Origin of the sequence: Lawsonella sp., from assembly GCF_011525565.1 — a bacterium.
Classification (GTDB): Bacteria; Actinomycetota; Actinomycetes; order Mycobacteriales; family Mycobacteriaceae; genus Lawsonella; species Lawsonella clevelandensis_A.
In genome coordinates this window covers 450,604-476,339 of the sequence record NZ_WVRS01000001.1, presented here as the reverse complement: position 1 = coordinate 476,339, position 25,736 = coordinate 450,604, and the positions used below count along the sequence as shown (strand labels likewise).

26 protein-coding genes, 1 tRNA gene and 1 pseudogene are annotated in these 25,736 nt (G+C 51.1%); 18 read left to right on the top strand and 10 right to left on the bottom strand.

Annotated elements, in window-relative coordinates:
* Nucleotides 1–120: 120 nt before the first annotated feature.
* Complete coding sequence (locus QZV76_RS02215) at nt 121–861, bottom strand: M23 family metallopeptidase (RefSeq protein ID WP_290595607.1); 741 nt, start codon at nt 859–861, stop codon at nt 121–123.
* 583 nt (nt 862–1,444) lie between these two features.
* Between QZV76_RS02215 and sucC the strand changes: the two genes are divergently transcribed.
* From sucC to purH, 5 genes are all read left to right on the top strand, one after another.
* On the top strand, nt 1,445–2,638 hold the full coding sequence (gene sucC, locus QZV76_RS02210) for an ADP-forming succinate--CoA ligase subunit beta (RefSeq protein WP_290595604.1): 1,194 nt from the start codon (nt 1,445–1,447) through the stop codon (nt 2,636–2,638).
* 13 nt (nt 2,639–2,651) lie between these two features.
* Complete coding sequence (sucD, locus tag QZV76_RS02205) at nt 2,652–3,554, top strand: succinate--CoA ligase subunit alpha (RefSeq protein ID WP_290595602.1); 903 nt, start codon at nt 2,652–2,654, stop codon at nt 3,552–3,554.
* A gap of 34 nt (nt 3,555–3,588) precedes the next feature.
* Nucleotides 3,589–5,055 (top strand): DUF6350 family protein, encoded by a 1,467-nt coding sequence (locus tag QZV76_RS02200; protein ID WP_290595600.1) that lies wholly within the window; start codon nt 3,589–3,591, stop codon nt 5,053–5,055.
* 70 nt (nt 5,056–5,125) lie between these two features.
* Entirely contained in the window at nt 5,126–5,761 is a 636-nt protein-coding gene (gene purN / locus QZV76_RS02195; protein WP_290595598.1) for a phosphoribosylglycinamide formyltransferase, read from the top strand.
* Nucleotides 5,762–5,774: 13 nt separating this feature from the next.
* The gene (purH, locus tag QZV76_RS02190; protein WP_290595597.1) at nt 5,775–7,367 is read left to right on the top strand and encodes a bifunctional phosphoribosylaminoimidazolecarboxamide formyltransferase/IMP cyclohydrolase; all 1,593 of its coding nucleotides are present in this window, start codon (nt 5,775–5,777) and stop codon (nt 7,365–7,367) included.
* A 154-nt stretch (nt 7,368–7,521) separates the two neighbouring features.
* Here the strand turns inward: purH and QZV76_RS02185 are convergent, their stop codons facing one another.
* From QZV76_RS02185 to rpmB, 5 genes are all read right to left on the bottom strand, one after another.
* Nucleotides 7,522–8,457 (bottom strand): AEC family transporter, encoded by a 936-nt coding sequence (locus QZV76_RS02185; protein WP_290595595.1) that lies wholly within the window; start codon nt 8,455–8,457, stop codon nt 7,522–7,524.
* 191 nt (nt 8,458–8,648) lie between these two features.
* Nucleotides 8,649–8,903, bottom strand: a complete 255-nt coding sequence (gene rpsR / locus QZV76_RS02180) for a 30S ribosomal protein S18 (protein WP_053961628.1) — start codon at nt 8,901–8,903, stop codon at nt 8,649–8,651.
* An 8-nt stretch (nt 8,904–8,911) separates the two neighbouring features.
* Nucleotides 8,912–9,217 (bottom strand): 30S ribosomal protein S14, encoded by a 306-nt coding sequence (gene rpsN, locus QZV76_RS02175; RefSeq protein WP_290595593.1) that lies wholly within the window; start codon nt 9,215–9,217, stop codon nt 8,912–8,914.
* Between the two features lie 2 nt (nt 9,218–9,219).
* Nucleotides 9,220–9,384: a 50S ribosomal protein L33 gene (gene rpmG / locus QZV76_RS02170; RefSeq protein ID WP_290595591.1), complete on the bottom strand. Its 165-nt coding sequence runs from the start codon at nt 9,382–9,384 to the stop codon at nt 9,220–9,222.
* Complete coding sequence (rpmB, locus tag QZV76_RS02165; protein ID WP_053961625.1) at nt 9,384–9,620, bottom strand: 50S ribosomal protein L28; 237 nt, start codon at nt 9,618–9,620, stop codon at nt 9,384–9,386. The genes rpmG and rpmB overlap by 1 nt, the downstream gene beginning before the upstream one ends.
* 496 nt (nt 9,621–10,116) lie before the next feature.
* Between rpmB and QZV76_RS02160 the strand changes: the two genes are divergently transcribed.
* The 7 genes from QZV76_RS02160 (at nt 10,117) to QZV76_RS02130 (ending at nt 15,185) form a co-directional block, all read left to right on the top strand.
* Nucleotides 10,117–10,383 (top strand): type B 50S ribosomal protein L31, encoded by a 267-nt coding sequence (locus QZV76_RS02160; protein WP_290595586.1) that lies wholly within the window; start codon nt 10,117–10,119, stop codon nt 10,381–10,383.
* 33 nt (nt 10,384–10,416) lie between these two features.
* Nucleotides 10,417–10,584 carry a 50S ribosomal protein L32 gene (gene rpmF / locus QZV76_RS02155; RefSeq protein WP_290595584.1) on the top strand — a complete coding sequence of 56 codons (168 nt, stop codon included), beginning with the start codon at nt 10,417–10,419 and terminating at the stop codon, nt 10,582–10,584.
* Nucleotides 10,585–10,895: 311 nt separating this feature from the next.
* Nucleotides 10,896–11,585 carry a response regulator transcription factor gene (locus tag QZV76_RS02150; protein WP_290595582.1) on the top strand — a complete coding sequence of 230 codons (690 nt, stop codon included), beginning with the start codon at nt 10,896–10,898 and terminating at the stop codon, nt 11,583–11,585.
* Nucleotides 11,586–11,709: 124 nt separating this feature from the next.
* Nucleotides 11,710–13,131, top strand: a complete 1,422-nt coding sequence (locus QZV76_RS02145) for a HAMP domain-containing sensor histidine kinase (RefSeq protein WP_290595580.1) — start codon at nt 11,710–11,712, stop codon at nt 13,129–13,131.
* 79 nt (nt 13,132–13,210) lie between these two features.
* Nucleotides 13,211–14,401 (top strand): trypsin-like peptidase domain-containing protein, encoded by a 1,191-nt coding sequence (locus QZV76_RS02140; protein ID WP_290595578.1) that lies wholly within the window; start codon nt 13,211–13,213, stop codon nt 14,399–14,401.
* Between the two features lie 71 nt (nt 14,402–14,472).
* Nucleotides 14,473–14,925 carry a molybdopterin-binding protein gene (locus QZV76_RS02135; RefSeq protein WP_290595679.1) on the top strand — a complete coding sequence of 151 codons (453 nt, stop codon included), beginning with the start codon at nt 14,473–14,475 and terminating at the stop codon, nt 14,923–14,925.
* Nucleotides 14,925–15,185, top strand: coding sequence for a hypothetical protein (locus QZV76_RS02130; protein ID WP_290595576.1), 261 nt, complete (start codon nt 14,925–14,927; stop codon nt 15,183–15,185). Before QZV76_RS02135 ends, QZV76_RS02130 begins: the two co-directional genes overlap by 1 nt.
* 28 nt (nt 15,186–15,213) lie before the next feature.
* Here the strand turns inward: QZV76_RS02130 and QZV76_RS02125 are convergent, their stop codons facing one another.
* From QZV76_RS02125 to QZV76_RS02115, 3 genes and pseudogenes are all read right to left on the bottom strand, one after another.
* A complete protein-coding gene (locus tag QZV76_RS02125) occupies nt 15,214–16,119 on the bottom strand; it encodes an SAF domain-containing protein (RefSeq protein WP_290595575.1) in 906 nt (301 codons plus the stop codon).
* Between the two features lie 226 nt (nt 16,120–16,345).
* A pseudogene (locus QZV76_RS02120) lies at nt 16,346–16,522 on the bottom strand (FmdB family zinc ribbon protein); the annotation flags it as partial.
* Nucleotides 16,523–16,530: 8 nt separating this feature from the next.
* Nucleotides 16,531–17,175, bottom strand: a complete 645-nt coding sequence (locus QZV76_RS02115; protein WP_290595574.1) for a 5-formyltetrahydrofolate cyclo-ligase — start codon at nt 17,173–17,175, stop codon at nt 16,531–16,533.
* 110 nt (nt 17,176–17,285) lie between these two features.
* Between QZV76_RS02115 and QZV76_RS02110 the strand changes: the two genes are divergently transcribed.
* From QZV76_RS02110 to QZV76_RS02090, 5 genes are all read left to right on the top strand, one after another.
* Nucleotides 17,286–18,221, top strand: coding sequence for a UTP--glucose-1-phosphate uridylyltransferase (locus QZV76_RS02110; RefSeq protein ID WP_290595573.1), 936 nt, complete (start codon nt 17,286–17,288; stop codon nt 18,219–18,221).
* A 54-nt stretch (nt 18,222–18,275) separates the two neighbouring features.
* Nucleotides 18,276–19,526: a gephyrin-like molybdotransferase Glp gene (gene glp, locus QZV76_RS02105; RefSeq protein ID WP_290595572.1), complete on the top strand. Its 1,251-nt coding sequence runs from the start codon at nt 18,276–18,278 to the stop codon at nt 19,524–19,526.
* A 204-nt stretch (nt 19,527–19,730) separates the two neighbouring features.
* Nucleotides 19,731–21,188 carry a gephyrin-like molybdotransferase receptor GlpR gene (gene glpR, locus QZV76_RS02100; protein ID WP_290595571.1) on the top strand — a complete coding sequence of 486 codons (1,458 nt, stop codon included), beginning with the start codon at nt 19,731–19,733 and terminating at the stop codon, nt 21,186–21,188.
* Between the two features lie 71 nt (nt 21,189–21,259).
* Nucleotides 21,260–21,332 (top strand) — tRNA-Ala (locus QZV76_RS02095).
* Nucleotides 21,333–21,581: 249 nt separating this feature from the next.
* A complete protein-coding gene (locus QZV76_RS02090) occupies nt 21,582–22,931 on the top strand; it encodes a metallophosphoesterase (protein WP_290595570.1) in 1,350 nt (449 codons plus the stop codon).
* 13 nt (nt 22,932–22,944) lie between these two features.
* Here the strand turns inward: QZV76_RS02090 and QZV76_RS02085 are convergent, their stop codons facing one another.
* Nucleotides 22,945–24,684 carry a phospholipid carrier-dependent glycosyltransferase gene (locus QZV76_RS02085; RefSeq protein WP_290595569.1) on the bottom strand — a complete coding sequence of 580 codons (1,740 nt, stop codon included), beginning with the start codon at nt 24,682–24,684 and terminating at the stop codon, nt 22,945–22,947.
* A gap of 133 nt (nt 24,685–24,817) precedes the next feature.
* On the opposite strand from QZV76_RS02085, the gene rsmI reads away from it, so the two are divergent.
* The gene (gene rsmI, locus QZV76_RS02080; RefSeq protein ID WP_290595568.1) at nt 24,818–25,699 is read left to right on the top strand and encodes a 16S rRNA (cytidine(1402)-2'-O)-methyltransferase; all 882 of its coding nucleotides are present in this window, start codon (nt 24,818–24,820) and stop codon (nt 25,697–25,699) included.
* The last annotated feature ends 37 nt before the right edge of the window (nt 25,700–25,736 follow it).

The window sequence follows — 25,736 nt, the reverse complement described above, 5'->3', positions numbered from 1 at the left end:
TGGATAAAAACAATAACAATCAGTGCATATAGAGGTATGCGTAAAGGTTGTCCCTACAGAGTGAAATCTGTAGGGACAACCTCTACACAGCAAGTACGTTTTTATTAAGTAGAAGAAGTATTAGAAGTGGAGTCCGAAGCGGGCGAGCCAGCGAAGGGGATCAACTTTACGTGCACCATCAGGCCAAATCTCAAAATGGAGATGAGTGCCGGTGGAGAAACCAGCAGAGCCCATACCCGCAATTTTCTGCCCAGCTTTAACTTTCTCTCCCTTAGAAACGAAGAGATCATACATGTGGCCGTACACAGAGATAGCGCCGTTGTTGTGACGGATACGGATCCAGTTGCCATAGCCAGCAGCTGGACCAGAGTCGATAACGACACCGTCAGCAATAGCGTGAATGGGGGTTCCTGCTGCATTAGCAATATCAATACCGCCGTGGAAAGAACCCCAGCGCGGACCAAAACCAGAGGTAATAATACCGACAGCAGGAAGTACAACAGTGGGCTGGCGAGATGCCAATTCCGCTGCCATACGGTGGTGCTGCGCAGTACCGGCAACCTTTAACTGGCTAGTGAACCCTGCGAGTGCATCAGTGTCAGTAGCGCTGGCAATAACAGGGGTAAGGGAAGAGTCTTGTTCGATGACGTTATTGGCTAGTTCGATGGGATCGTGACGGACACTTGTGTTGTTGGAGGCAAGTGCGGAAGTAACGCCAGCAGTTGTAATAGCGCCAGCTGCCAGAGCAACGGCGACGGTGCCTACAGTGCCAGCAGCGCCACCTGAGATGGACTTAGCTGAGGCGCGGTGACGGGGAAGCTTCATAGCTTCAGCGTCTTCACTCTTGCGCTCGTTGCTCACAAGCATTCCCTTCTTAAACGATCTTGTATAACGGTCTGCATAGTGGCCCGCATACTGTTTCAGTATTCACTGGTGGTGTTCACGGTCAGCATTGCAGACGGGCTCACGGGCGGTGTCCACAAGTGTGTTCACCGTAAAGATCCGCAGTCTTTTTATTAGCCAATGTTTACTAGATTAGATGATAACGAAAGTTGTTACAACAAAAGTTTCTGTGTGTTGAGTGAACTCCGGTTTGTGACATTTATCGCTTATTTAATGGAGCGGTTTTAAAACCGTTATTTGCGGTATATGGGCAGATAAAAGCGATTTTGTAGGATTATGAGGAGTATTTTAGGCATGGAAAATAATTTCATTATTGTTCACAGTAAAGAAAATTAATGTTTCTTAATTATAAAGTTTCTGTATGTTTTCCCATCTGGTTGTGAATCGATATTACGTGGTACTTCTGCAATTCAGACTGTCTTTCCAGTAGTTTCCTCGTAAACTGCTATACAAGTGCCCTTGAATCGGTAATAGTCATCAAGGTAGGGAACGATTGTTTTTCTTGCGCGTGTCCCACCTCCGAGCAAGAAACGATGAATGAATGGACCTTTACGAACATCAAGCGAAAGAACTCTTCGATAGATATGGAGTTCCTACACTCCGCGGTAGCGTGGTAACTACTCCAGCAGAAGCGGCAGTAGCAGCAGCCTCAATGGATCTCCCTGTAGTTATTAAAGCTCAGGTAAAAGTGGGGGGCCGTGGCAAAGCAGGTGGAGTGAAGCTCGCGCGGACGCGGGAAGACGTTACCTCTTACGCTGCCTTAATTCTTGGTATGGATATTAAAGGGCACCGCGTTGATAAGGTCCTCATTGACCCAGGCGTTGATATTGCGGAGGAATACTACATCTCATTTCTTATCGATCGCTCCCATCGTCGTTTCTTAGCGATGTGTTCAGTAGCGGGGGGCATGGATATCGAGACTGTAGCTAAGGAACGTCCAGGAGCTCTCGCTAAAGTTCCTATTGATCCGGAGAAGGGCGTTGACCGCGCTATGGCACGCGAAATTGCCAAACGTGGTCATTTACCTGACGACATTCTGGATACTGCAGCAGACAGTATTGAAAAGCTTTACCACGTATTTACAGAAACTGATGCCAGCTTGGTAGAAGTTAATCCCCTTGTAAGAACAGTGGATAATCGTGTTCTCGCTATCGATGGCAAAATGACGCTCGACGATAATGCAGAAAAGCGTCACCGCGACATTTTCGCAGATTATCGCGACAATTCCCATGCTGATCCATGCGAATTAGCGGCTAAAGAAGTTGGTCTGCACTATGTCAAACTCGATGGGAATGTTGGCATTATCGGTAATGGTGCTGGTCTGGTTATGTCCACTCTCGATGTCGTAGCTTATGCAGGGGAACGCTATGGCAATGTTAAACCCGCGAATTTCCTTGATATTGGTGGTGGAGCATCTGCCTCCGTCATGGAGTCTGGCCTCCGAATTATTATGGAAGACCCACAGGTAGAAGCCGTTTTTGTGAATGTCTTTGGGGGCATCACTTCTTGTGTAGAGGTGGCCAACGGCATTCTTAGCGCCCTTAAACAGTTGGGGAATACCTTCACTAAACCACTTGTTGTAAGGCTTGATGGTAACGAGGTGGCTGCTGCACAAGAGATTCTCAATAGTGTGCATCATCCGCTCATCACGACGGCGACTGATATGGATGGCGGAGCTCAAAAAGTAGCGCGCATTGTTGCTGAGCGCAGCGCCCACGCTAGCGCGGGAAAGTAGGGGAGAAGCTCTTATGTCGATTTTCGTCAACAAAAATAGTCGCGTGGTCGTACAAGGAATGACAGGCCATGAAGGAATGCGACATACTGCCCGTATGCTTGCTGCCGGCACCACTATTGTGGCTGGAGTGAACCCGCGAAAAGCTGGAGCTATTGTCCATTTCGATAACGTCAATAAAGACATTCCCGTTTTTGGAACAGTTAAAGAAGCTATGGCAGCTACCGGCGCTAATGTGTCAGTTGTTTTCGTGCCTGCGTTTCACGCTAAAAGCGCCATGATAGAAGCTATTGACGCAGAAATTCCTGTCCTTGTTACCATTACTGAGGGTATTCCGGTGCATGACGCTGCTGTTGCCTGGGCGCATAACGTTAATCATGGACAAAAGACTCGCATCATCGGTCCTAACTGTCCCGGTATTATTACCCCGGAAGAGACAAATATCGGCATTATTCCTGATGGAATTTCCTCATCTGGCCCCATCGGTCTTGTCTCTAAATCCGGTACTCTTACCTACCAGCTGATGGCGGATGTTTCAGAAATTGGCATTTCAACAGCTCTTGGCATTGGTGGCGATCCTATTCCCGGCACTACTCACATTGATGCTTTACAAGCTTTTGAAGATGATCCGGATACAGAACTCATCGTCATGATCGGCGAGATTGGTGGAGATGCGGAAGAAAAAGCCGCAGAATACATTAAGACCCATATCACGAAGCCAGTTATTGGCTACGTTGCCGGATTCACTGCTCCTGAAGGGAAAACTATGGGGCATGCCGGAGCTATCGTTTCGGGATCCTCAGGAACAGCACAGGCCAAAAAGGATGCTCTTGAAGCCGTCGGCGTAAAAGTAGGCAAAACTCCTTCAGAGACTGCCCGTCTAACACGCGAAGTGTATGCAAGCCTGCATAATAAATAGGTGACTCATACTGTCTACCGAGGAGGAGAGGCTTGTGGCCAGTAGTGAAACTGGTGAATCTACTCACCCTCGGAGCGCACACGTATTGAGTATTTTTCGTGGGCGTAGAGGAGTTATCGTTCCGGCACTGCTTCCGTCAGTAGCTCTACTTGTTGTTGCTATGGTTGTGGCTGGTATTACCGTGGCAGTGACCGATATGGATTCACCCCACTGGTGGCCATTAACTCTTTCACTGTGGATGGCAGTATTCCACGTACCTTTTACAGGTATTGGACCAACCGGGTTCGTAACTGTTATGGGTTTTCTCCCACTCTTACCTACCCTCCTCTATATTGTGTTCCTTGCGTGGGTAGCTCGTCGATTTATCGCTGATGATATACCTGCGGATACGCAGCTCTTTAGCCTTCTCTCCATTCTTATTCCTCTCATTTTCGCGGGAATTGGCTGGGGAGGTATGTGGGGTATGCGTGGCATAGTGTTCATTCAGCCGCCACACGCAGGTGTGATGGTTGGCATGGTCTTCTTCATCACGCTTGTGGGTATAACTATTGGTTTACGGGAGCACGTTTTATACCTCATTCCGCATGCTCGAGATACTTTTCCCAGCTGGGGGAAGGCCGGTTTTTGGGTGACAGAGCAATTCCTTTGTGCCATGCTCATGGCAGGATCTATTGCTAGCGTTGTCGCTTTAATTGCCCATTGGAACCTCATTGGGCAGGTACTAAATTACGGTAATTCTGCCGCCGGTATTGCAGGATTTGGAGTATTTAGCCTTCTCTACCTTCCCAACATGATGGTTGCTGCGGCCACCATATTGTCCGGAGGAGGTATTCACGTTGGTCTTTTCCAGACGAGTCTCTACGCCACACATCTCGACAAATTACCGGCATTCCCTCTTTTTGCTGCGCTTCCACAGGATGAAGCGCAAACGTGGTGGCTTATCTTCCTCACTATTCCCATTGCTGCAGCAATAGTAGTGGCGTGCCGTACCCCCGGAGAAACTGTACAAGACCGTCTCAAAGCAATTGCATTCGCTACCCCCACCACAGCAGCATGCGCAGCGCTTGGCGCTTGGCTTGCCGGAGGGGAAATTGGAGTGATGGGTTCCGTGCGCATGTCAGAAGGGTTAACGGGTCTTATTCTGGCCGCCTGGATCGGAATTCTTGGCTCGGTTACCGTATTCGTACAACGTGGGGAGGGGTTTGCCAGTATTAAAGCTGCACACAGTCAACGTCGTGCGAAGAAACGCGCTGTCGATGAGCGTGACGATGAGAGTGACGATGTAGAAGAGGACGTATCTGAAGAAAAGTCAGAAGAAAAAGACGGATCAGACGTAACTGAGCCGGATGAGAACACTGACACATCTGACTCTGATACATCAGAAAACAGTGAGAGCGCAGATACTGTAGAAAACAGTGATGCTGGAGAGTCAGACGAGATGTCAGAGTCTGTAGATGATGCAGACGGTACCGATAATAACTCTATAAATACTTCTTCTTAAGTGATAGGGGTAGGGAAAATAGAGTGTGACGGGTTACACTATTCCTATTCCCAGTGAGTGAGTATTCGGAGTGTCTGTCGTGGATGTTGTAGCCTCTACAACCAAGCTACGCCTGGTCATCCTTGTGTCTGGTGTTGGCTCTCTGATGAACGCTGTAGTGGAAGCAACTCGCGATCCTCACTATCCCGCAGAAATTGTAGCTGTGGGGGCTGACCGTCCCTGTGAAGGACTGACTCGAGCCGAATCAGCTGGTATCGAGACGTTCCTCGTCAATTTTTCCGATTATGCTAATCGCGCGGAATGGGATGAAGCACTCGCCACAACCATTGCGCGCTATCAGCCAGATCTTATTGTTTCTGCCGGTTTTATGCGCATTGCCGGGAAAAATGTTCTTAAAGATTTCGGGGGCCGGTTCATTAATACCCATCCTGCTTTGCTGCCAGCTTTTAAAGGCGCACATGCGGTGGAAGATGCTCTTGCCTACGGTGTGAAATACACCGGCTCCTCCATTCACCTTGTTGACGAAGGTGTCGATACCGGCCCACTACTTGCACAAGAGCCGGTTCCTGTACTGCCCGACGATACTGTCGAGGCTCTCCACGACCGCATCAAAATTGTGGAAAGGCGTTTACTCTGCGAAGTTATCGCGGATATCGCCACAGACGGTCCATCAGCCCGTGTGACCCGTATCCAACAATCACAGTAGAAGAAGGAAATCAGTGTCTGATTCTCGTAAGCCGATTAAGCGCGCTCTAGTCAGTGTCTATGACAAAACCGGACTTGAAGAACTCGCCAAAGGGCTACATGAGGCTGGTGTAGAGATCGTCTCTACCGGCTCCACTGCTAGCCGTATCTCTGATGCCGGCGTTCCCGTCACCCCCGTTGACGAATTGACGGGTTTCCCGGAATGCCTCGAGGGACGCGTCAAGACCCTCCACCCACGTGTCCATGCCGGTATCTTGGCAGATACCCGAAAAGACGAGCACATGCAGCAACTCGCCGAACTCGGTGTGGAAGCCTTCCAGCTCGTTATCGTCAACCTTTACCCCTTTGAAGCAACAGTTGCCTCCGGCGCGCCCTTCGACGCTTGTGTGGAACAGATCGATATAGGTGGCCCCTCCATGGTTCGCGCTGCTGCAAAGAACCACCCCTCGGTTGCGGTTGTCGTTGACCCGTCCCGCTACAGTGATGTTCTTACCGCTGTGAAGGAAGGCGGCTTTACGCTGGAGCAACGTACTGAACTTGCTGCTGACGCATTCCGCCACACTGCCTCCTATGATGTTGCTGTGGCGTCCTGGTTCGGTGAGCAACTCGGGAAGAAAGCCGCTGCCGCCGCCCAGACTGAAGAAGAAAAGCGCGAAGCAGAATTTCCGGTATGGGAAGGTGCCACTTTTGTGCGCGGTAATGTCCTCCGCTACGGCGAGAACCCGCATCAGTCAGCAGCGCTGTACTTGGATAATGCCCACCCTGGTATCGCCCAGGCGAAGCAACTGCACGGTAAAGCCATGAGCTACAACAACTACATGGATGCCGATGCCGCCTGGCGTTCCGCCCACGACCATGACGGTATTTGCGTCGCCGTCATCAAGCACGCTAACCCCTGCGGTATTGCGATCTCTGACCAGTCTGTTGCTGACGCATACCGGAAGGCGCACGCTTGCGATCCCGTTTCTGCTTTTGGTGGCATTATTGCTTCCAATACGGAGGTCTCCTGCGAGATGGCCAAGGAAGTTGTGAACGTCTTTACCGAGGCAATTCTTGCCCCCTCCTATGAAGACGGTGCTGTGGAAATTCTTTCCCAGAAGAAGAATCTCCGCATTATGGAAGTTCCCGAGTTTGACGCACCGTTCTACGACTTCCGCCAGGTTACGGGTGGTCTACTCTGCATGGAACGCGACCGTGTGGACGTTGACGGCGACTATGCTAAGAATTGGACGCTAGCCTCCGGTGAGCCTGCCGATGAAGCAACACTGCGGGATCTGGAGTTCGCGTGGCGTACGTGCCGGTCGGTTAAATCCAATGCCATCTTAGTGGCTAAGGAAGGAGCGACAGTTGGCGTTGGTATGGGGCAGGTTAACCGTGTAGATGCCGCTAAATTGGCGGTGGAGCGCGCTGGAGATCGAGTTGTAGGATCCGTCGCCGCATCCGATGCGTTCTTCCCCTTCGCCGATGGCTTTGAGGTACTTGCGAAAGCTGGTGTGAAAGCTGTTGTCCAGCCTGGTGGTTCTATCCGTGACAATGAGGTCATTGAGGCTGCTCAAGCAGCAGGTATCACAATGTATCTGACAGGCTGCCGTCACTTCGCACACTAAAAAGCACTGTTACAAGAGCACTGCGCTTTGAAAGCGTACTGTACAAAAGTGCTCAGATAGTTAGGACGGTTCCCGCCACCCACTAGCACTGGGTTTAATACTCAGTACATGGGTGGCGGGGATTTCTTATACGTATTGTGTGGAGATACGGATTTTACGTGGGTAAGAGGAGAGCAGAAATAATAAGGATGACGGGTATCGCAAGGATAGTGGAAAGAAAACCGGCGTCGCGTGCTAGGTAGCGTGCAGTGTTATAGCGCGTGGCAAAAATATAGACGTTTACTGCAGTGGGAAGGGCTGCACACACGCAGACGGCGAAAAGTGTTTGAGGGTCAAGATGCAGGGCAAAGCGGCCGAATAACCACGCAATAAAAGGCATAACAACCGATTTTAAAGTGACAGCTAAGGCAACATCACGTCGGGGAGTAATGCCTTTTTCCATCACTTTTACCCCGTAAAAAGAGTGTCCAAAACCAAGGAGTCCACAGGGGACTGCTGTTTGGCCAATGAGATGTAGGGGTTCGCTCACAATAGTGGGAGGTGTCCAATGCCCGAGAGCGAAAATAAGACCTGCAAGGCCAAAGATCACCATAGGATTCTTTAACGGCTGTAGTAGCCTTTCCCATGTTTTCTGCTCTGAATGGTCAAGGACAAGATAGTCCAATAGGGAGAGTGTTAAGGGACACAACAGAATAGTTTGGAAGAGCAAGATGGGGACGAAGGCAGTAGTGTCATGAATGACATACAGAGCGATGGGAATGCCTAGGTTAGCTGAATTCACATAACCGGCAGCAAGACCACCTATAACCAGTTCTGCTGGCTTGCGTTTTAACCATAGGTAAGAAATAAGGATAAAGAGTAGCGACGTTACTGCATTAGCGAAGACAGCCACGCTAAGGTGCACTGAGAATACGGATTTGAGATCCGCTTTAATAAGGGTGTCGAAAAGAAGTGATGGCGTCGCAATCCAGAAGCAGATATTGTTTAGCCCTCGTGCCATCTCTTCGGAGAGGATTCTCAGCCGGCCAAGCAGGTAACCGATGGCGATGATGATAGCGATAACTCCAAAACCGTGGAGGACGCCAAGCATCGGTCTTATCCTTTCAACGAGTTAACAGGGGTTAGGGGAGGCAGTAGAGGGGCAGCAGGAGGATGCACATGCGTGCTTCAGTTACCGATTCTAGATAATGACTGCACAAAACTACACAAAGAAGAAGGTGGCCGTACCCCTAACAGGTACGGCCACCTTCTGCTGTTTAAAACGTATCAGTTCACGCCGGTTTAGCGACTGGTAAACGGAAGAAGAGCCATTTCGCGAGCGTTCTTCACTGCGACAGCAACTTCACGCTGCTGCTGAGGAGTGAGACCAGTGACGCGACGGCTGCGGATCTTGCCGCGATCAGAGATGAACTGACGAAGCAGGTTGACATCTTTGTAATCAACATGCTCAACACCTGCGGCGACGAGAGGGTTCTTCTTAGGGCGACGACCCTGCTCAGCGCGGTGTTTCTTATTGTAGTTGCGCTTCATAGCCATCTGTTACCTCACCAACTCGACTTGCTGATACCAGGTAGCTCACCATCGTGAGCCATCTTGCGGAGACGAACACGGGACACACCAAACTTGCGTAGGTAGCCGCGGGGACGACCATCAGCGGAGTCGCGGTTGCGAACGCGAATTGGGCTGGCGTCACGTGGCATCTTGTTCAGTTTGAACTGTGCTTCCATGCGCTCTTCATCAGAGCTATTGGGGGAGGAAATGATGTGCTTCAATTCCTGACGGCGTTCCGCGTAGCGGGCAACCATAGCTTTACGCTGCTCGTTTTTAGCGATCTTGGACTTCTTAGCCATTTCTATCGCTCCTCGCGGAATTCAACATGTTTACGGACAACCGGATCGTACTTCTTAATAACGAGACGATCGGGATCATTGCGGCGGTTCTTGCGGGTTACATAGGTGTAACCAGTACCAGCCGTGGACTTCAATTTAACAATAGGGCGAATTTCGTTACGTGCCATTAGATACGTTCTCCCTGTGCGCGCAGACGAGCCACAACGGCCTCGATTCCATCACGATCGATGGTCTTGATGCCTTTTGTGGAGACTGAAAGGGTGACGTAGCGGTCCTCCGAGGGGAGGTAGTAACGACGCCGCTGAATGTTCGGGTTCCACCGACGATTAGTGCGCCGGTGCGAGTGCGAAACGGACTTGCCGAAACTCGGCTTCCGTCCCGTTACTTGGCAATGCGCCGACATTGGCGTTCTTTCTCCTTCCGCCCATCCTTATTCGGCATCCGATTGGACGGTCGGAAGAACCGGGGTGGGCGCTGACATACGTATAGACAACAGCAGGCATCTACGCTACCCGGAAAATCCGCTTTTGGCAATTTGAGTGTATTCGGGCATTTTCGCCAAGCAGATCACAAAAATACGTGTGGAGAAGTAGCGGAAACTGCGTGTTCGTTGCTAGCAAGCTCGTTATTAGCAAATTGGAGAAACCCGCAGGACACCATTATACTTAGATGATTGTTGAAAGACGTCGATTTTCTTTCTCGTACATTTCGCTAGTAGTATTGGGCAGTCGCACGTTTTGCGAGATATCTCGTAGAAGCTGCAAATACGCCGCGAGGCCCTCAGAACATTTGTTGTTGAGGATGGCCAACTATCGTCAGCTCTCTGTTATCAGCAATGCAGCTGGGGTTAGGTTCGCGGTATAGCTAGACCACTAAACATCATCTACAAGGGACGATCAATGAAGAAGGATATTCACCCCGACTACCACCCGGTGGTTTTCCAGGATGCGAGCACCGGTACCAAGTTCATCACCCGCTCCACTGCTACCTCGGATCGCACCATTGAGTGGGAGGATGGCAATACCTACCCGTTGCTCGTCGTGGACGTGACCTCCGAGTCTCATCCGTTCTGGACAGGAGCTCAGCGCGTTATGGATACCGCCGGTCGCGTTGAGAAATTCCAGCGTCGCTACGGTAAGCGTATTCCCAAAGCATCCAAGAAGTAGTTCGCGCTTCTTTATCTAGATAAGGACCTGAACATGGCAACTCCTAAGTTCCGTAAGTCGCGCGCGAACACTCATTCGCGCCGCTCCCAGTGGAAGGTCGATAATGCCGCACTGGACAATGTTAAGATCGATGGCCAGACTACCGCTGTTCCGCGCCGTCTGGTGAAGGCCGCTAAGCTCGGCCTGGTTGACCTCGACTGATATGAATGGACCACGTGTAACGTGCGTGGCCACCTACTATCAGTAAAAGTTACAACCTGATAGCTTGATTCGATCCCTAAGGAAGAGGGCCACAGTTTAGACTGTGGCCCTCTTCCTCATCTATTTCTATAGGATTTATTACTTTGAGAAAGAGTAGTACTTACTCCACGTACTCGCAGATGCCAATTGGTTTAGGCTGATAGGATTTAATAACACGGTAAGATGAGTATCTTTTTCATCAAGGGACTTGCTGAATGCAATATATACAATGATGTGAAAAGAAAAGCCGATTATTAAGGGATATATAGACCATGAAAATTCTAGTTGTTGATGATGATGAAGCTGTACGGGAGTCATTACGGCGATCTCTCACATTTAATGGCTACTCAGTAGTTCTAGCAGAGAATGGGGAGCAAGCTCTCAATATTATTAACCAGCAACAGCTAGATGGCATGATCCTTGACGTCATGATGCCACAGATAGATGGGCTTCAAGTGTGCCGAGAGCTTCGTAACCGAGGCGACGATATGCCAATTCTGATGTTGACGGCGCGAGACGCTATTTCTGAGCGTGTAGCTGGTCTTGATGCTGGCGCAGATGATTATTTGCCCAAGCCTTTTGCTCTTGAGGAACTGCTTGCTAGGTTGCGCGCACTTCTGCGTCGTACAGGCCGCGATGGGGGAGAAGAAGAAACTGAGAATTTAGTTTTTGCGGATCTTTCTCTTAACCCCGTTACTCGTGAAGTGTATCGTGGTGACCGCCCGATCTCTCTCACCCGTACCGAGTTCGCATTATTAGAGCTTCTTATCTCCAACCCACGGCGTGTGCTTAGCCGTAACCGTATTTTGGAGGAATTATGGGGATATTCATTCCCAACTTCTGGTAATGCTCTAGGAGTTTATATTGGTTATCTGCGGCGCAAGACTGAGTCTGCTGGTGAAGAGCGCCTTATCCATACGGTTCGCGGCGTTGGTTATGTAATGCGTGATCATAAAGGCTAAGGATAAGCAAGGATAAGCATTGCCGAGGAGAAAACATCCCACGTGGGGAAAGAAACAAATAGATAGAGCGGCCTCATGGCAGGAAAATAAGGGGAGTAAACCGCCTCTCGTCTTTCGTATCAAGATGAGTTGGACTATTGCTTTGCTCTCTGCCGCAATGGTTTTCGTTGCTATCGCCGTTACTTCTTTTGTGGGATACTGGGTTGCTTCTCGGTCTTTACTAAGTAGTGCTGAACGAACTCTAGAAGATCAAGCTACGGAATTACTTTCTGATCAGGATTTCCTGCACCGTTTGGAAAAATGCGAACTTGAGACTGATATCAGGGTCTCACGACTTCGTAATCCTGGGTTGTACTTCATGGTGGTTCATCCGCTTCACAATCAGAAGGGTAGTGAAGAAGGGAATGGATCGTTAGAAGTCCAGCGGGGATCAGATCATATTTCGCTAGGCCAATCAGACCTTGATGTCATTCATGGAAAAACTACGTATTCGCAGAGGAAAGAGCACAATCGTCTTATCCTCACCACCACAACGGGAATCAATGACTGGACTCTCGTCCTAGCTCAGAATCTTTCTTCATTACAGACCATGACAAGCCATATGGCTTCTGTATTCGCCATTATGGCGGGTATTGGTACTCTCCTTGCCATGTTGTCTGGATGGGCCGTAGCACGCACTAGTCTTGTGCCGGTGCAGCTCCTCATTGATGGTACGGAGCGTATTGCGCGTACCGACGACCTCACCCCACTGCCTGTGTACGGATCTGACGAGCTGGCACGGCTTACCGAGTCCTTCAACGAAATGCTGAAATCTTTGCAGGAGTCTCGGGAACGGCAGAGTCAATTAGTAGCCGATGCTGGGCATGAGCTGAAAACTCCACTCACCAGTCTCCGGACTAACATAGAGCTCCTTATGATGGCTTCTAAGAACCCCTCAGACACCATTACACCTGACGATATTGCCGATCTTGAACACGATGTCATGAGCCAGTTGGAAGAATTAACCAACCTGGTAACCGATTTAGTTGACCTCGCTCGTGAAGATTCGCAGCATTCCGTTGTAGAGCCTATTGACCTCGGCGAAATACTCGATGGAGTTATTGATCGAGTGCGGCGACGACGCCTGGATATAAAGTTCACGTTTAATCTTATTGATTGGTATTTAATGGGGGACCAAAGAGGTCTCTCTCGAGCATTTCTTAATGTCCTCGATAATGCTGCTAAGTGGAGTCCAGAGAACGGCACAGTAACAATGACGATGCAGCAAATTGATGATGATCGAGTTGAGATTACCGTCGACGATGAAGGACCAGGTATTCCAGCTGATGAACGCGAACTCGTTTTTGAACGTTTCTATAGGTCTGTAGAGTCGCGCGCAATGCCAGGATCTGGTTTGGGTCTTGCAATTGTGAAACAGGTGATGGAATCGCATGGGGGAAGTGTGCGGGCTGAAGAATCACCACGTGGTGGTACCCGAATGGTATTGGAGCTCCCCGGCGGACCACAGATAACAAGCAACAATAATGAGGCGATGAGAATTTCTTGACTTCTCATGATGGTATTTTCACAGTAAGTTTCAAGGTATAAGGATATATTTTTCCAGAAATGCGGTAGATAGTTAGATCATGACTTATCCAATGTCTTCTCCCACCCCACAGTTCCAGAAATACCCCATGATGCCACCAGACCCAATGCACAAAAATAAGTCGCGCCTCCCACTAATTATTGTGCTCTGTGCGGTCATTTCGCTTCTTCTCGGTATCGGCGGAGGAGTACTGGGGGCGCACATGGTGAAGGATAAGGATACGTCATCAGACTATGTGCCAAACGATACAGCGCTTGAAGCACCCACAGATAAAGACGCAAAAGTACCACCTGCCCCACAAGGATCAGTACAAGCAGTAGCAGAGAAAGTTCTTCCCTCCGTCGTCTCCATACAAGTGGCATATTCAAGCACACAAGGCGCCTCAGGATCTGGCATTATTCTCTCCAGTGACGGCCTCGTCCTGACCAATGCGCATGTTGTGAATAATGCCCGTGAGATGGCCGTTGTCACCAACGGCAACCAAATGTATGAGGCTAAACTCGTGGGGATCGATACACTCTCCGATATTGCTGTCGTAAGTGTAAAAGGCATGCGCGGTATTAGACCTATTGAAATAGGAAATTCCCAAAATCTGGCGGTAGGCCAAGAAGTTGTTGCAGTTGGTGCACCGTTAGGTCTAACAGGGACTGTCACATCGGGCATCATATCGGCGCTTAATCGCCCCGTACACACCAGTAGTCAAGGCCCACGCTCTGAGGGACAAGACACCGTCATGAACGCCATACAAACTGATGCTGCTATTAACCCCGGTAACTCAGGTGGAGCATTAGTGGATATGAACGGAAGACTTATTGGAGTGAACTCTGCCATTGTTTCTCTGGGCGGAGGAAACCCGTACACAGGTGAAGCAAGCGGCGGCAATATTGGCCTGGGATTCGCCATTCCCGTCAATCAAGCTCGACGTATCGCCTCGGAACTGGTGAAGAACGGTAAAGCTAGCCATTCCGTAATTGGTGTACAAGTGAAGCCTTCTACTAACCCCTTGGGATCATTGATTGCTGACGTTACCCCAGGCGGACCCGCTGACCGCGCCGGGCTTCGCCAAGGTGAAGTGATTACTAAAGTTGACGGACGTGCCCTTGAGCCTGTTGATGGTTTGGTTGCGTATGTCCGTTCAAAGGCACCTGGCGATGTTATTAAAGTGACTGTGGAAAAACAGGGCGGCGGTAACACGCGTACAGTGGATATTAAAGTGGGGACTCGCGATTGATCTGTCGAGCTAGTAAAGGACAAGAAAAAGTGGATGTAAACCCTGGTGATGCTGGTCGCGCGTTAGCAGTCATTACCGCTGATCATACGAATGAAGAATCCCACGCACTGACGGCAATTGTCACAGAACTGCTTGAAGAAGACGGATTCTATGTTGATGGTGTCGTTATCGTTCCCAACGACGAAGAACAAATCCGAAAAGCAATTGAAACCGGTGTTGTAGGCGGTGTGGATCTTCTTCTTACCATAGGAGGAGTTGGATTAAGTCCACGTCACCATACCCCAGAAGCGACATTGCCTCTTATCGACAGAGCACTACCTGGTATTGCGGAAGCATTGCGTTCTTCTGGACAATCTGCAGGTGCGCAAGATGCTTGCGTATCGCGTGGCATTGTGGGTATTTCAGGTTCCACGCTAGTGGCTAACCTTTCCAACTCCAGGGCTGCTGTTCGTGATGGGATGGCTACACTGCTGCCTCTTGCTCGTTATGTTATTAATGAGCTCTCTTCCCTGGATATTTACTAATGTCGGATAAGGCAGAATCGTCTCCCCAACGGCAGGTGAACCGTTGTTCTTCTGGAATATCCACTATGGGAACTAAGGGATCTAGGAGAGCTAGAGGAACTAAAGGACGTAGTTCCCGGCCGACACTTGACCAGATTTTCGGTGAGTCTCTTTCTTCCCTTAGTAGAGACGAATGTGGTGACCGGGCAGAAGGACAAGCAGAACGCCAACAATGGGAAAGTTGGCTGCGTAACCAGAAACCCCCGCATTACAGTGCGTAGGCCGCACTGTACAACAGAGAATCGTGAGTTAGTGCAGTAAAAGAGTAACTACTGCGTCATCATCGAGGCGTGCTAACTCATAAGCATCATTTTCAGGAAGCGCCACAATAGTAGTAGCGGTACGGTTTATCGTTTGCCCTGCGTGTGCATTATTTTCTTGGATAATAGCATCGTGGCAGAGGACCCAGTTCCGCTCCTTACTTGTGACAACAACATCGACGTGTTGTCCGGGCTGCCAGACATTTGTTCCATTAGTGGGGACTTCCAATGCCCTCCATCTCCGGGGAAGGTGCGGGCTGCTAAGACGTGCTGAGGTGAGAAGTTCACCATCGTCAGCATCGCCAATGAGATGTTTGCCAATGACGTGGTTTTCCTGCGTAATAGCATGGTTTGGTAGTAGTGAGTGGGGAACAGATACCCATTCAACGTCACTGGCAGTAATTTCATCTCCACTATTCATAGCGTGGTTGAGGCGTGCTACATGCACAGCAGAGGAATTATGCGCAGATAACCCTACAACAAGGATGCTAAAGACTGCTACGGCACTAATTCCTACAAAAATCCGCTGTTTACGGGAAAGATCACGGATATGGCTAATGATCCAGTTCTTTACCCTTCCGCATTTACCCCTATAGTGCTTATGCTGCGGTTCTTCTTCAGGAGTATGCTTCGCGTCTTGTTCTAATGCTGGTATGAAACACTCATAGTCATATTCGTATGTGGGTTGTTGGACGTAATCGTCGTAGTCAGCGTATTCGTCATACTGTTCGTACTGGTCGTAGTGACTGTACTGGTTGTAGTGAGCTGGGGGAGTAGTGCTAGTGATAGTGTCCGTAGGGACAGTGGTTTGTGTGGTTTGTGTGGTTTGCGGAATGGTCTGGATGAAAGGGAGTGGAGTAGTATCTTCGCTTCTAGTAGTGGACTCTTCCGGCATAAGACCTCACCCTTTACGGACCGTCAACTGAAATACTCAGCTGATAGCTGGCGCATAATAGCCATCTCAGGACAAACAATTTGACTGCTTGTACAGTAGCTGTAGTGAGAGCTCCACTTACGAGTGAGTGTGCGCGCTAATACGGGTTATTCACAATGACCGTACTTGTGGAAACATGCCGTTATAACAGTAACTGCGCTACGAAAAATTACTTCTTACCAGTATTCGAGCGGGAATCAGTGCGGTAGAAACCGCTTCCTTTAAATGTCACTCCAACTGACCCGTATACTTTCTTCAAAGTACCGCCGCACTTGGGGCATACAGTGAGGGCATCATCACTGAAACTTTGGTAGATGTCGAAAGAGTATCCGCAATCTTTGCAGGTATACGAGTAGGTGGGCATGGTGTTAATTATGCGCTAGGTTGGGCACAATTGTGCAATTCGGTAGGTGTGACAACCCAGTCCATGCGAACATCATGGGATTCCGTGGGAACAATATCAACGAGTTCTGAACTGTAGACAATGGCGGCTAGCACGGGTGCGGCAGCAAGATTCCCTGCGGCTACAGCAGTATGAATATCGGCAAGTGCGCGGTCGTAGTATCCGGCACCTTTGCCCATGCGGCTGCCATCTCTACCAACGCTAATGGCGGGCAGGAGAATGAGGTCCACGCCGGGCGGTGTGGTGAGAAGATGCGGAATGCATGTGCGTGGCTGGGGAATATGAAAACGCCCCTCCTCTAGTTCCCCCCATTCTGTGAAAAGCCCCCAGGTAAGCCGTCCGTGGTCCTCACTGCGGGGAAGGAATAAGGCGGTGCAGTGTGCCGCGAGGGTGTCCAACCATGCGCGGTTGCCAGGTTCATTGCCGACAGGAATGTAAGCACAGATGCGTTGTGCATGAGTTTGTTGGACAAGAGAGCAACAATGTTGCGTGAGGGAAGCGTTAATAAAAACACGCTCATCAGGTGACCATTGACCGTACTGAGCAGCGCGGGAGGCACGTGCAGTGTCGCGGAACTCAGTTTTTAGCACAGCTTTCGGCATAGGTTTTGACACAGCACTATCCTCTCTACCGTTCTCAAAACTGTATCTTATTTTCTGCACATGGCTGAGTAAATATCAGTGTTTTTTCAGTTCTTTACCCGTTATGCCACTAGGCTATAGCTATGTCTAATAATGAAACGCGCGGTGGTGTGTTCTCCACGGCTGTTATCCCCGCTGCTGGTTTGGGTACCCGATTCCTTCCAGTGACGAAAACAGTGCCGAAAGAACTACTTCCGGTCGTCTCCACGCCCAGTATCGAACTCATTGCGGAAGAGGCTTCCGATGCTGGTGCTGATCGTCTTGTCATCATTACATCTGACCGCAAAACGGGTGTGATGACCTACTTCAACACTGATCCCATGCTTGAGGATGAGCTGAAGAAGAAGGGGAAGTATGTCATGCTGCACAAGGTGCGGCGTGCCCCCGGTCTTATTCGTGTGGAGTCTGCTCTGCAGGAGAAACCACTGGGTTTAGGTCACGCTGTTAGCCTTGCGGAGCATCATTTACATGATGACGAAGACTGCATTGCCGTTTTACTCCCGGACGATCTTGTAACGCCCACTGGCGTATTGGAGAAAATGGCTAAAGTGCGAGAGCGTTTCGGCGGAACTGTCCTGTGCGCCTATGAAGTTCCCGGCGATGACATTTCCAGTTATGGTGTATTTGATGTTGAACCTACCGGTATTGAATCCGATGAGGGATCTGTCATGCGCGTTAAAGGGATGGTGGAAAAGCCGGATCCCAAGGATGCTCCGTCTCACTATGCGGCAGTTGGTCGCTACATTCTTGATCGTTCTATTTTTACCGCATTGCGAGAAATTACCCCCGGTGCCGGCGGGGAATTACAACTGACTGACGCTATTGCAAAGTGCGCGGTTGAAGGAATTCCTACCCATGTTGTAGTGCACCGCGGTACACGGCACGATTTAGGTAATCCAGGCGGTTATATTCGCGCCTCTGTAGATTTTGCGTTACGCGATGAAAACTACGGCCCAGAGTTGCGCGAATGGCTCGAGCAGCGTCTACAGGACAATTCGGATAATCCGGACAGCGTTTAATTGCACTACTACTGTCTTACTGCTACTGCCACATAGATTTTTGAGAGGACACGAATGCGTTCTGTAGAGGAACAGCAAGCCCTAGTTACTGCATCCGCAGTTGCCCCCAATCCAGTCCGCGTGGCTATTCAAGACTCCCTGGGGTTGATGTGTGCAGAAGAAGTAGAAACAACAATGCCGCTACCCGGCTTCGACCAAGCCGCAATTGATGGTTTCGCTGTTCGTGCCGTCGACGTGAAAAATGCTCCTACAACAAGTGACCCATCACAAGACGGAGTTGTTCTTCCCGTCGTAGGAGATGTGACGGCAGGATCCCGAATGCACACACGCCTGCAACCCGACCAAACAGTGCGTGTTTTCACCGGTGCTGCTATGCCAGCTCTCGCCGATGCAGTGGTACCACTGGCATGGACAGACAATGGGGAAACCAGAGTCACTATCAATAGGCGAGTAAATCCAGGAGACTTCGTCCGTAAAGTAGGTGACGATGTAACCCCCGGAGATATTGCTGTGCGCGCTGGGACCATTGTGGGACCAGCACAGGTCGGTTTGCTGGCCGCAGTAGGGCGGGATAAAGTTCTCGTTCACCCACGTCCCCGCGTGTCTATTATCAGCGTCGGTAATGAACTAGTGGACTTGGATCGCATACCAGGGCAGGGGCAAGTCTACGACGTTGCCTCCTATGCGCTGACCGCGGCAGCATTGGAGGCAGGCGCGGAGGTACACCGTGTTGGAATTGTGTCAACAGAACCACGCGCTTTTCGAGAGTTAGTGGAAACACAACTATTACGCTCTGAAATTGTTGTTATCGCTGGAGCAGTAGGCGGTATTGCATCGGAGCATGTCCGCAATGTACTAGCGGACTTAGGCGAAGTTGAAGTGGAGCGGGTAGCCATGCATCCCGGTTCCGTACAAGGGTTTGGTCTGCTAGGTGCAGACCAAATCCCCACATTCCTCGTCCCCTCCAATGCAGTATCGGCACTGTTGGTGTTTGAACTTATGGTGCGTCCCATGATTCGTATCGCTTTGGGTAAACGCCACCCCATGCGCAGAATTATTCGTGCCCGCACTATCATTCCTGTTACCTCGATGAAGGGGCGTGCCGGATATCTGTGTGCTCAATTAATGCGTGATGAAGCAACAGGAGAGTACCTGGTACAAGCATTGGCAGGTGCTAATCCGTCAACATCGCATTTGTTGGCATCCCTTTCAGAAGCAAATGCGCTGATTGTTGTTCCTCCAGATGTTACGGAGATACGAACCGGAGAAGAAGTAGATGTGATGTTCCTAGCGCAGCGTCGCTAGAACATACGCCGCCTGCCGCTAATAGCGGGAATTACGGTGAATCACGGCGTTAATGATGGGTTTTTCGGTGTGTCATAAATGAAACCCCATAAATGCTGGTTAACCTAGAAATACAGTGAATTATTCGGGGGAGTCCTGAATTTAATTCCAGTATGTTCCACTATGCCGTAGTGGCATAACGCAGGCGGAGTAGGTGACTAAACAGTGTCCAGCTCACTTCTTATCATTTTGCTGGTAGTCGTCTGGCTTTTGATATTGCTACCGATGGTCGTTAATACCAAGCAGCCTATTCGTCGCGCCTCCGCATCGTTTTCCAAAACCCGAGTGCTGCATCGTGGTGGGGAAAAGAAGCTGAAACCGCGTCGCATAATTTCCCCACACCCTGCCGAGGATAATAGCGACTCCACAGAAGACGATTCGGTAGAAAAAGACTCGGCCGCCAAGAAGAAAACTCCACAACGACACTTCCTAAGGAAGGCTAAGCGGCTTACCGTTGATCCCGCCATTATCGCCGCTAGCTCCTTCACCGCAGAGACAACTGCCGAAGCAACTACGGAAGCAGAAGACTCCTCTACTGATGCTGAAGAGCATAAAACTTCTACTGAAGAGATTGTTATTACCCCCGAGCTATTGCACGAAAGCCTTGACAATTACCACGCAGAGCAAAATCCCGAACAAGTACTAGAGACTACTGACAAGGCCACTGACGATACAGCAGATAGTGCCGATAACGTCAGTGTAAATAGTGCTGGTGAGGACAATGCCAGTGATAACAGTGTTACTAGTGATGACAGTGAGGATAGCGATGATGGTAGTGAAGAGAAACCTATGTCTCGCCTAACGAGTAGCTTGGCGGAGAAAATCTCTGACTTTAAAAAAGCTGACCGTAATATCCCCGAACCTGCCCCACAGCTCACTCTTAACGCCGACGATATAGCAGAAGCAGAACGCCGCCGCGGACGAGGCGGCTACGACCCCATTGCTGCAGAAGAAGCCGCAGAGAAACGATATAAGCGTCGCCGCATTATCTTCCTCGTTCTTGCTATTCTGCTTATCCCCATGATCGCTGCCGCAGCAGTACTCGGTGGGCTAGTATGGATCGCCCCCGCAGCCTGGTGTGGTGTAATCGCCTTCTACCTGGCAGCACTCCGCAGCCAAGTGCGCCTAGACAACGAGCTACGCCAACGCCGTCTCGCACAAATGCGCCGGGCCCGCGCGCAACGCACCGAATACGGCTACCAAGAAGAACAAGAGCCTGCTGACACCCATTTCTATGGCCAGTACTCGCTAGTGGACATAGACGACGGAGACCCACTCTTCGACCACCTTGATACCCGCCCATTCATGGAAGAATACATGGCGACACACGCCGAAGAATTCTCCTACGATGAAGGCGGCTACCTGCGTGACCGTTTCGGCCGCGTACGCGTCAATGCCTCCCGCTACCCGGACTCTGCCGGCATAGGACAGCCGGAGCAGCTAGGACAGCAGCAGTACCGCTACGACGATGCTGAAGCAGACTACCAGTACGATGATCCCTACACGTTGGGCGAGTACTCCGGTGAACGCAGCGTGGACTACTGGGGTGAGGAAGAAGCCGCGCAAGACATTGTCCGCTTCGAACTACCTCACAATGATGGGGACTACCGAGACGTCGGCTAGAGCTACGCTGCTGGTGGCCAGTGACCACAATTTCTAACCTACTGTCCCACACTGGTACAGTAGGAAAGTCTGGGGCTATAGCGCAGTTGGTAGCGCGTCTCGTTCGCATCGAGAAGGTCAGGGGTTCGATTCCCCTTAGCTCCACAGAATACAAAATCCCTGGTCAGAAATGACCAGGGATTTTCTTTATTTATGATTATTTATGCTGTTAAACATGTGTTTTTTAGAGTAATGACAACTAGAACTAAATAGAACGCTGCGACCAATTATGGAATAAAGTTGGCACATTCTAGGCACAAAAATTGCTCATATGGATATCTGTTACCACTCTATTCATGAAGAAGAAAAAGACTGGTCGATAGAAAACAATCTATGCGGGCTAGCTTATAGACTATGAGGTCGAAAATTTTAGGGTCGGTAGTGTGCTCCGCACTGCTTACTATTGCAACATTCTCACTTGTCCCAGCCCAGTCGGTTGCCCACGCTGACTCTGCTCAGCTGGCTTCTCGTTTCACAATGGGTGTTTTCCCTGATACTCAATACGCATCTGCTGGAAGTATCCCAGCATCGCACCACTTCATGAATAGATACGGGAGTGAGCCTTATAAAGTTCAAACCCAGTGGTTAGCAGATAACAAGAAGGCTTTCGGCCTGAAGTTCGTTGTACATCTAGGCGATGTCGTCAATAATTCGGTGAATGAGGGTCAGTGGAAGGCTGCTGATGCCGCCATGAGTATCCTGGAAAAGGGCGGTGTTCCGTATTCTGTACTCCCAGGAAACCACGATATGGGTCCTATTCCAGTAGTTGGGGGATCAGTCAATAAGCTTGCGGAAGAAGTTGGGCGATACGCCGACTATGGTGCGTCTAAGGTGAATTACCCCGGCACAATTGGTGTTGAGACGAAACCTTCTGTGTTTAGTGGTAGCAAGGCGACGAAGGAACTTCCTTTCTACTCCAAATGGTTCAGTGCGGAGCGGGCACAGAAGAACCCCACTTTCCGGGAGCGCTTCAATGAGCTCAATAATGAGTCCGAATACCATATTTTTAGTGCTGAAGGGCATAGTTTCCTCGTTCTGGCGTTGGCGTACCAGGCCAGTGATCGAGTACTGCGGTGGGCTCAAAAAGTCTTGGATGCGCATCCTACTCTGCCTGCTATTCTTACCACGCATGAGATCCTTGTTAAGGGCGGTGACAAGCGTGATATCCAGTTCACTAAGGGTTACGGTGAGCACTTGTGGAATGACTTCATTAAAGAGAATGACCAAATATTCTTGACGTTATGCGGCCATAATGCTGGGTCAGGAACACTGGTAACGAAAAATAATAAAGGTCATTCTGTTGTTAATGTTTTGCAGGATTACCAAGAATCTTATGAGGGTGGGAATGGGCTCTTAGGGCTCCTCCAGTTCGACTTCACGCATAACACTATGGAAATGCTGGCGGCTAGCCCCTACGCAGCTAAGAAACCTGCTAAAACACTCGTCAATGAGGATGTTCTCTATTATCAGAACGAGCGGGATTCTTTCATCGAGCACATGGATTTCGCGCAACGCTTCGCTGGTTTCACCCGGTTCGTTGTCAATCACAAAGACGAGAACGACCCAGACTATCTTGACATTGCACGACGCAATCTGCGATGCCGACAGCCCTCGTTAAAACCTGTTACTACTCCTTCGAAACTGCCTGCTTACCTAGAAATGCCAAAGTCGTTCGTACCCACGGGAAGAACGGGTAAACAGTAGCAGGTGTTTTCTTCTACCAACTGGGCAGCCAGTGTTGAAGGTCCCATAGGTCGGGGCTGATGGGTACGCCGTAGAGGATGGGGAGTATCCAAACATAGTTAGCAATAACGAGCCCCATGAAGGCGCAGACGATGACGCGCCCGATGTGTATGTTGCGGCACCAGGTTAGCCATGCCGCCCGTACATTCCATATATGCTGAGCGTGTTTCCTCGGTTTATTCCTATTCCCTGAAGTGGCAGTGGGAATAGTGGGTATATTGGGAACCCAACCGTCTATCTGTGCGAGCATGAGTGCTAGGCCCAGGCAGATGAAGGGGACGAGGGCGGAGGCGTAGAAGAAGTACATTTGCCTGTCCCAGTTGAGAAGCCAGGGTAGCCAGGCGGCAGCATATCCGCAAAGGATGATGGTGTAGCGAGGGTCGTGTTTGATAATGACCTGGTGGATTGCCCATACGAGCATGATGAGCCCCGTCCACCAGATAACCGATGTACCCAATAGAAGTACTGCCTGGACGCAGCCGTCGGGGCCGCAACTGTGCGGTCCGCTGGCGGGTTCCACACCGGTGTCATAGTAGTACAGCAGAGGGCGGATATTGGCGATCCACTGCCACGGTTTGGATTCCCACGGGTGGTGGTATCCCTGGGAGTTTGTGAGGTTGGCGTGGAAGGTGAACATTTGCTGGTGGTAGTACCACAATGACTGCAGGTTGCGGGGGATAAAGGTTGACCACCACGCGTGGGAAACACCCACGTGCCGGTAGACGGCATTTTCGGCGCGTAGCCAACTCCACCAGCTGGCAATGTAGATGCCAATGGGCATGATGGCGAGGGAGGCGATCGCCGGGAAAGTATCGCGGCGTAGCGTCCCCACCCAGGGGCGGGAAACATGGTAGCGGCGGCGGAGCGCAACATCCCACATCACGCTCAGAAGGCCAAAAACCACAATGAAATACAGCCCCGACCATTTAACCGCAGTAGCTAGCCCTAGGAATACTCCGGCGCTGAACCGCCACCAGCGGAATCCCCAGCGGGGGCCGAACTCGCTGGTGAACGTGGTTCCTGCCTGCAGCGTTGTCACCATGCGGTCTTCTACCTGGTCACGGTCGTGGAGGAGACACAGTAGCGCCGCTAGCACGAATTCGATGAGGAAAATATCGAGCAACCCTGTACGAGAAACGACGGTAAACATGCCGTCACAAATAAGGAGAATCCCGGCGAGTGCCCCCGCATAGGTGGATCCGGCGAGACGCCGCCCAATGCGCACAATAAGAATGACGCAAATAGTGCCGGCGATGGCGCTGCTGACACGCCACCCCCATGGGTTGTAGCCGAAAACCGCCTCCGATAGGGCTATCAGGTGTTTCCCTAAAGGCGGGTGCACGACCAATCCGTAGCCGGGGTTGAACTCCATGCCGCCGTTGTGAAGCATCTGCCAGGCCTGCGGTACATAGTGTTTCTCGTCGAAGATGGGTGTGCCGTCATCAGAGAGAGCACCTAAACCCATAAAGCGAGTGAGTGCCGCGATAACACCAAGAAGGGCGGTAACAATCCATCCCCGTGTTGTATCTGTTGCCCGTTGAGGGGCTGGCCAGAGAGGCTGTGGGCTGACAGAGCTGGCGTTTGGGGTAGGCCGCGGACCCCATATCCCTACCTGGTGACGCGCATGATACGCACGCGAGGTAGGAACCTCAGTGAGAGGACGTTTCCTCGCGGATACAGGCGCGGGCGCGGGCAGGGAGGTGGACGGGGGCACGCTTCGATCCTACCTAACCTCGTCCAACGTGTGCTTTCCCACGTGGGGTGGTTCCCGCCGCTGCCTATACTGCACTGCCTATACTGCACTGCCTATACTGCACCGCTTATGCCGTGCCGCGTACACTGGTGGCATGACAACTCCACCGAGCGAGACAGTGTATTCCCCCGTAGCGCCTGCCGGCACTCTCATTGTGGGGGCAACGCCGCTGGGGAATCGAGGTGATGCGACACCGCGTCTACGGGCAGCCCTCGCCACCGCCGATATTGTGGCGGCAGAAGACACTCGCCGCACCCATCAGCTGGCACGGGATCTGGGTGTCACCATCACAGGGAAGGTTCTTTCCCACTACGACCACAATGAGCGTGACCGCGCCCCTCAACTCATCGACTTTCTCCAGCAGGGTCTTACCGTGCTGGTTGTTTCCGATGCGGGAATGCCCACCGTATCCGACCCCGGCTACCGGGTAGTGTCCCTGGCGGTAGCGGAAGGTATACCCGTCACCTGCTTGCCCGGCGCCAGCGCACCCCTGACCGCTCTGGCGATCTCCGGCATTGGGGCAGATCGTTTCGCCTTTGACGGTTTCGCCCCGCGCAAACCGGGGCCGCAGCGCGCCTGGTGGGAGAGTCTAAAAAACGAGCCGCGCACCGTCATCTTCTTTGAATCCCCGCATCGTTTAGCGGATACGCTGGCGGTTGGTGCGGAAGTGTTGGGGGAGCGGCAGGCCGCAGTGTGCCGGGAACTCACGAAAACCTATGAGGAGTGCCGGCGAGGCACATTAGCGGAGTTGGCTGACTGGGCGGCGGAGGGTGTGCGCGGCGAAATCACAGTAGTAGTGGCGCCGGACAGTCCGGAAGATGACGACACCAGTGACGCCACTCTCATTCGGCAGGTGGAGGAACTGGTCTCTGACGGTATTCGCCTCAATGATGCGTGTGGGGCGGTGGCGAAAAGCCACGGTCGTCGGAAGCGGGAGTTGTACCAGGCGGTTGTTGCTGCTCGCGGGGAACTCTGAGAGCTTCCCAGCGCTCCCATTTCCCATGGGCTAACTA

Coding starts and splice junctions, on each gene's coding strand:
- QZV76_RS02140 (WP_290595578.1), top strand. CDS start 13,211: ATGACTTATCCAATGTCTTCTCCCACCCCACAGTTCCAGAAATACCCC.
- rpsN (WP_290595593.1), bottom strand. CDS start 9,217: ATGGCTAAGAAGTCCAAGATCGCTAAAAACGAGCAGCGTAAAGCTATG.
- QZV76_RS02125 (WP_290595575.1), bottom strand. CDS start 16,119: ATGCCGGAAGAGTCCACTACTAGAAGCGAAGATACTACTCCACTCCCT.
- rsmI (WP_290595568.1), top strand. CDS start 24,818: ATGACAACTCCACCGAGCGAGACAGTGTATTCCCCCGTAGCGCCTGCC.
- QZV76_RS02130 (WP_290595576.1), top strand. CDS start 14,925: ATGTCGGATAAGGCAGAATCGTCTCCCCAACGGCAGGTGAACCGTTGT.
- QZV76_RS02090 (WP_290595570.1), top strand. CDS start 21,582: ATGAGGTCGAAAATTTTAGGGTCGGTAGTGTGCTCCGCACTGCTTACT.
- rpmB (WP_053961625.1), bottom strand. CDS start 9,620: ATGTCGGCGCATTGCCAAGTAACGGGACGGAAGCCGAGTTTCGGCAAG.
- rpmG (WP_290595591.1), bottom strand. CDS start 9,384: ATGGCACGTAACGAAATTCGCCCTATTGTTAAATTGAAGTCCACGGCT.
- rpmF (WP_290595584.1), top strand. CDS start 10,417: ATGGCAACTCCTAAGTTCCGTAAGTCGCGCGCGAACACTCATTCGCGC.
- QZV76_RS02185 (WP_290595595.1), bottom strand. CDS start 8,457: ATGCTTGGCGTCCTCCACGGTTTTGGAGTTATCGCTATCATCATCGCC.
- glp (WP_290595572.1), top strand. CDS start 18,276: ATGCGTTCTGTAGAGGAACAGCAAGCCCTAGTTACTGCATCCGCAGTT.
- QZV76_RS02145 (WP_290595580.1), top strand. CDS start 11,710: ATGAGTTGGACTATTGCTTTGCTCTCTGCCGCAATGGTTTTCGTTGCT.
- sucC (WP_290595604.1), top strand. CDS start 1,445: ATGGACCTTTACGAACATCAAGCGAAAGAACTCTTCGATAGATATGGA.
- QZV76_RS02160 (WP_290595586.1), top strand. CDS start 10,117: ATGAAGAAGGATATTCACCCCGACTACCACCCGGTGGTTTTCCAGGAT.
- rpsR (WP_053961628.1), bottom strand. CDS start 8,903: ATGGCTATGAAGCGCAACTACAATAAGAAACACCGCGCTGAGCAGGGT.
- QZV76_RS02150 (WP_290595582.1), top strand. CDS start 10,896: ATGAAAATTCTAGTTGTTGATGATGATGAAGCTGTACGGGAGTCATTA.
- sucD (WP_290595602.1), top strand. CDS start 2,652: ATGTCGATTTTCGTCAACAAAAATAGTCGCGTGGTCGTACAAGGAATG.
- QZV76_RS02110 (WP_290595573.1), top strand. CDS start 17,286: ATGTCTAATAATGAAACGCGCGGTGGTGTGTTCTCCACGGCTGTTATC.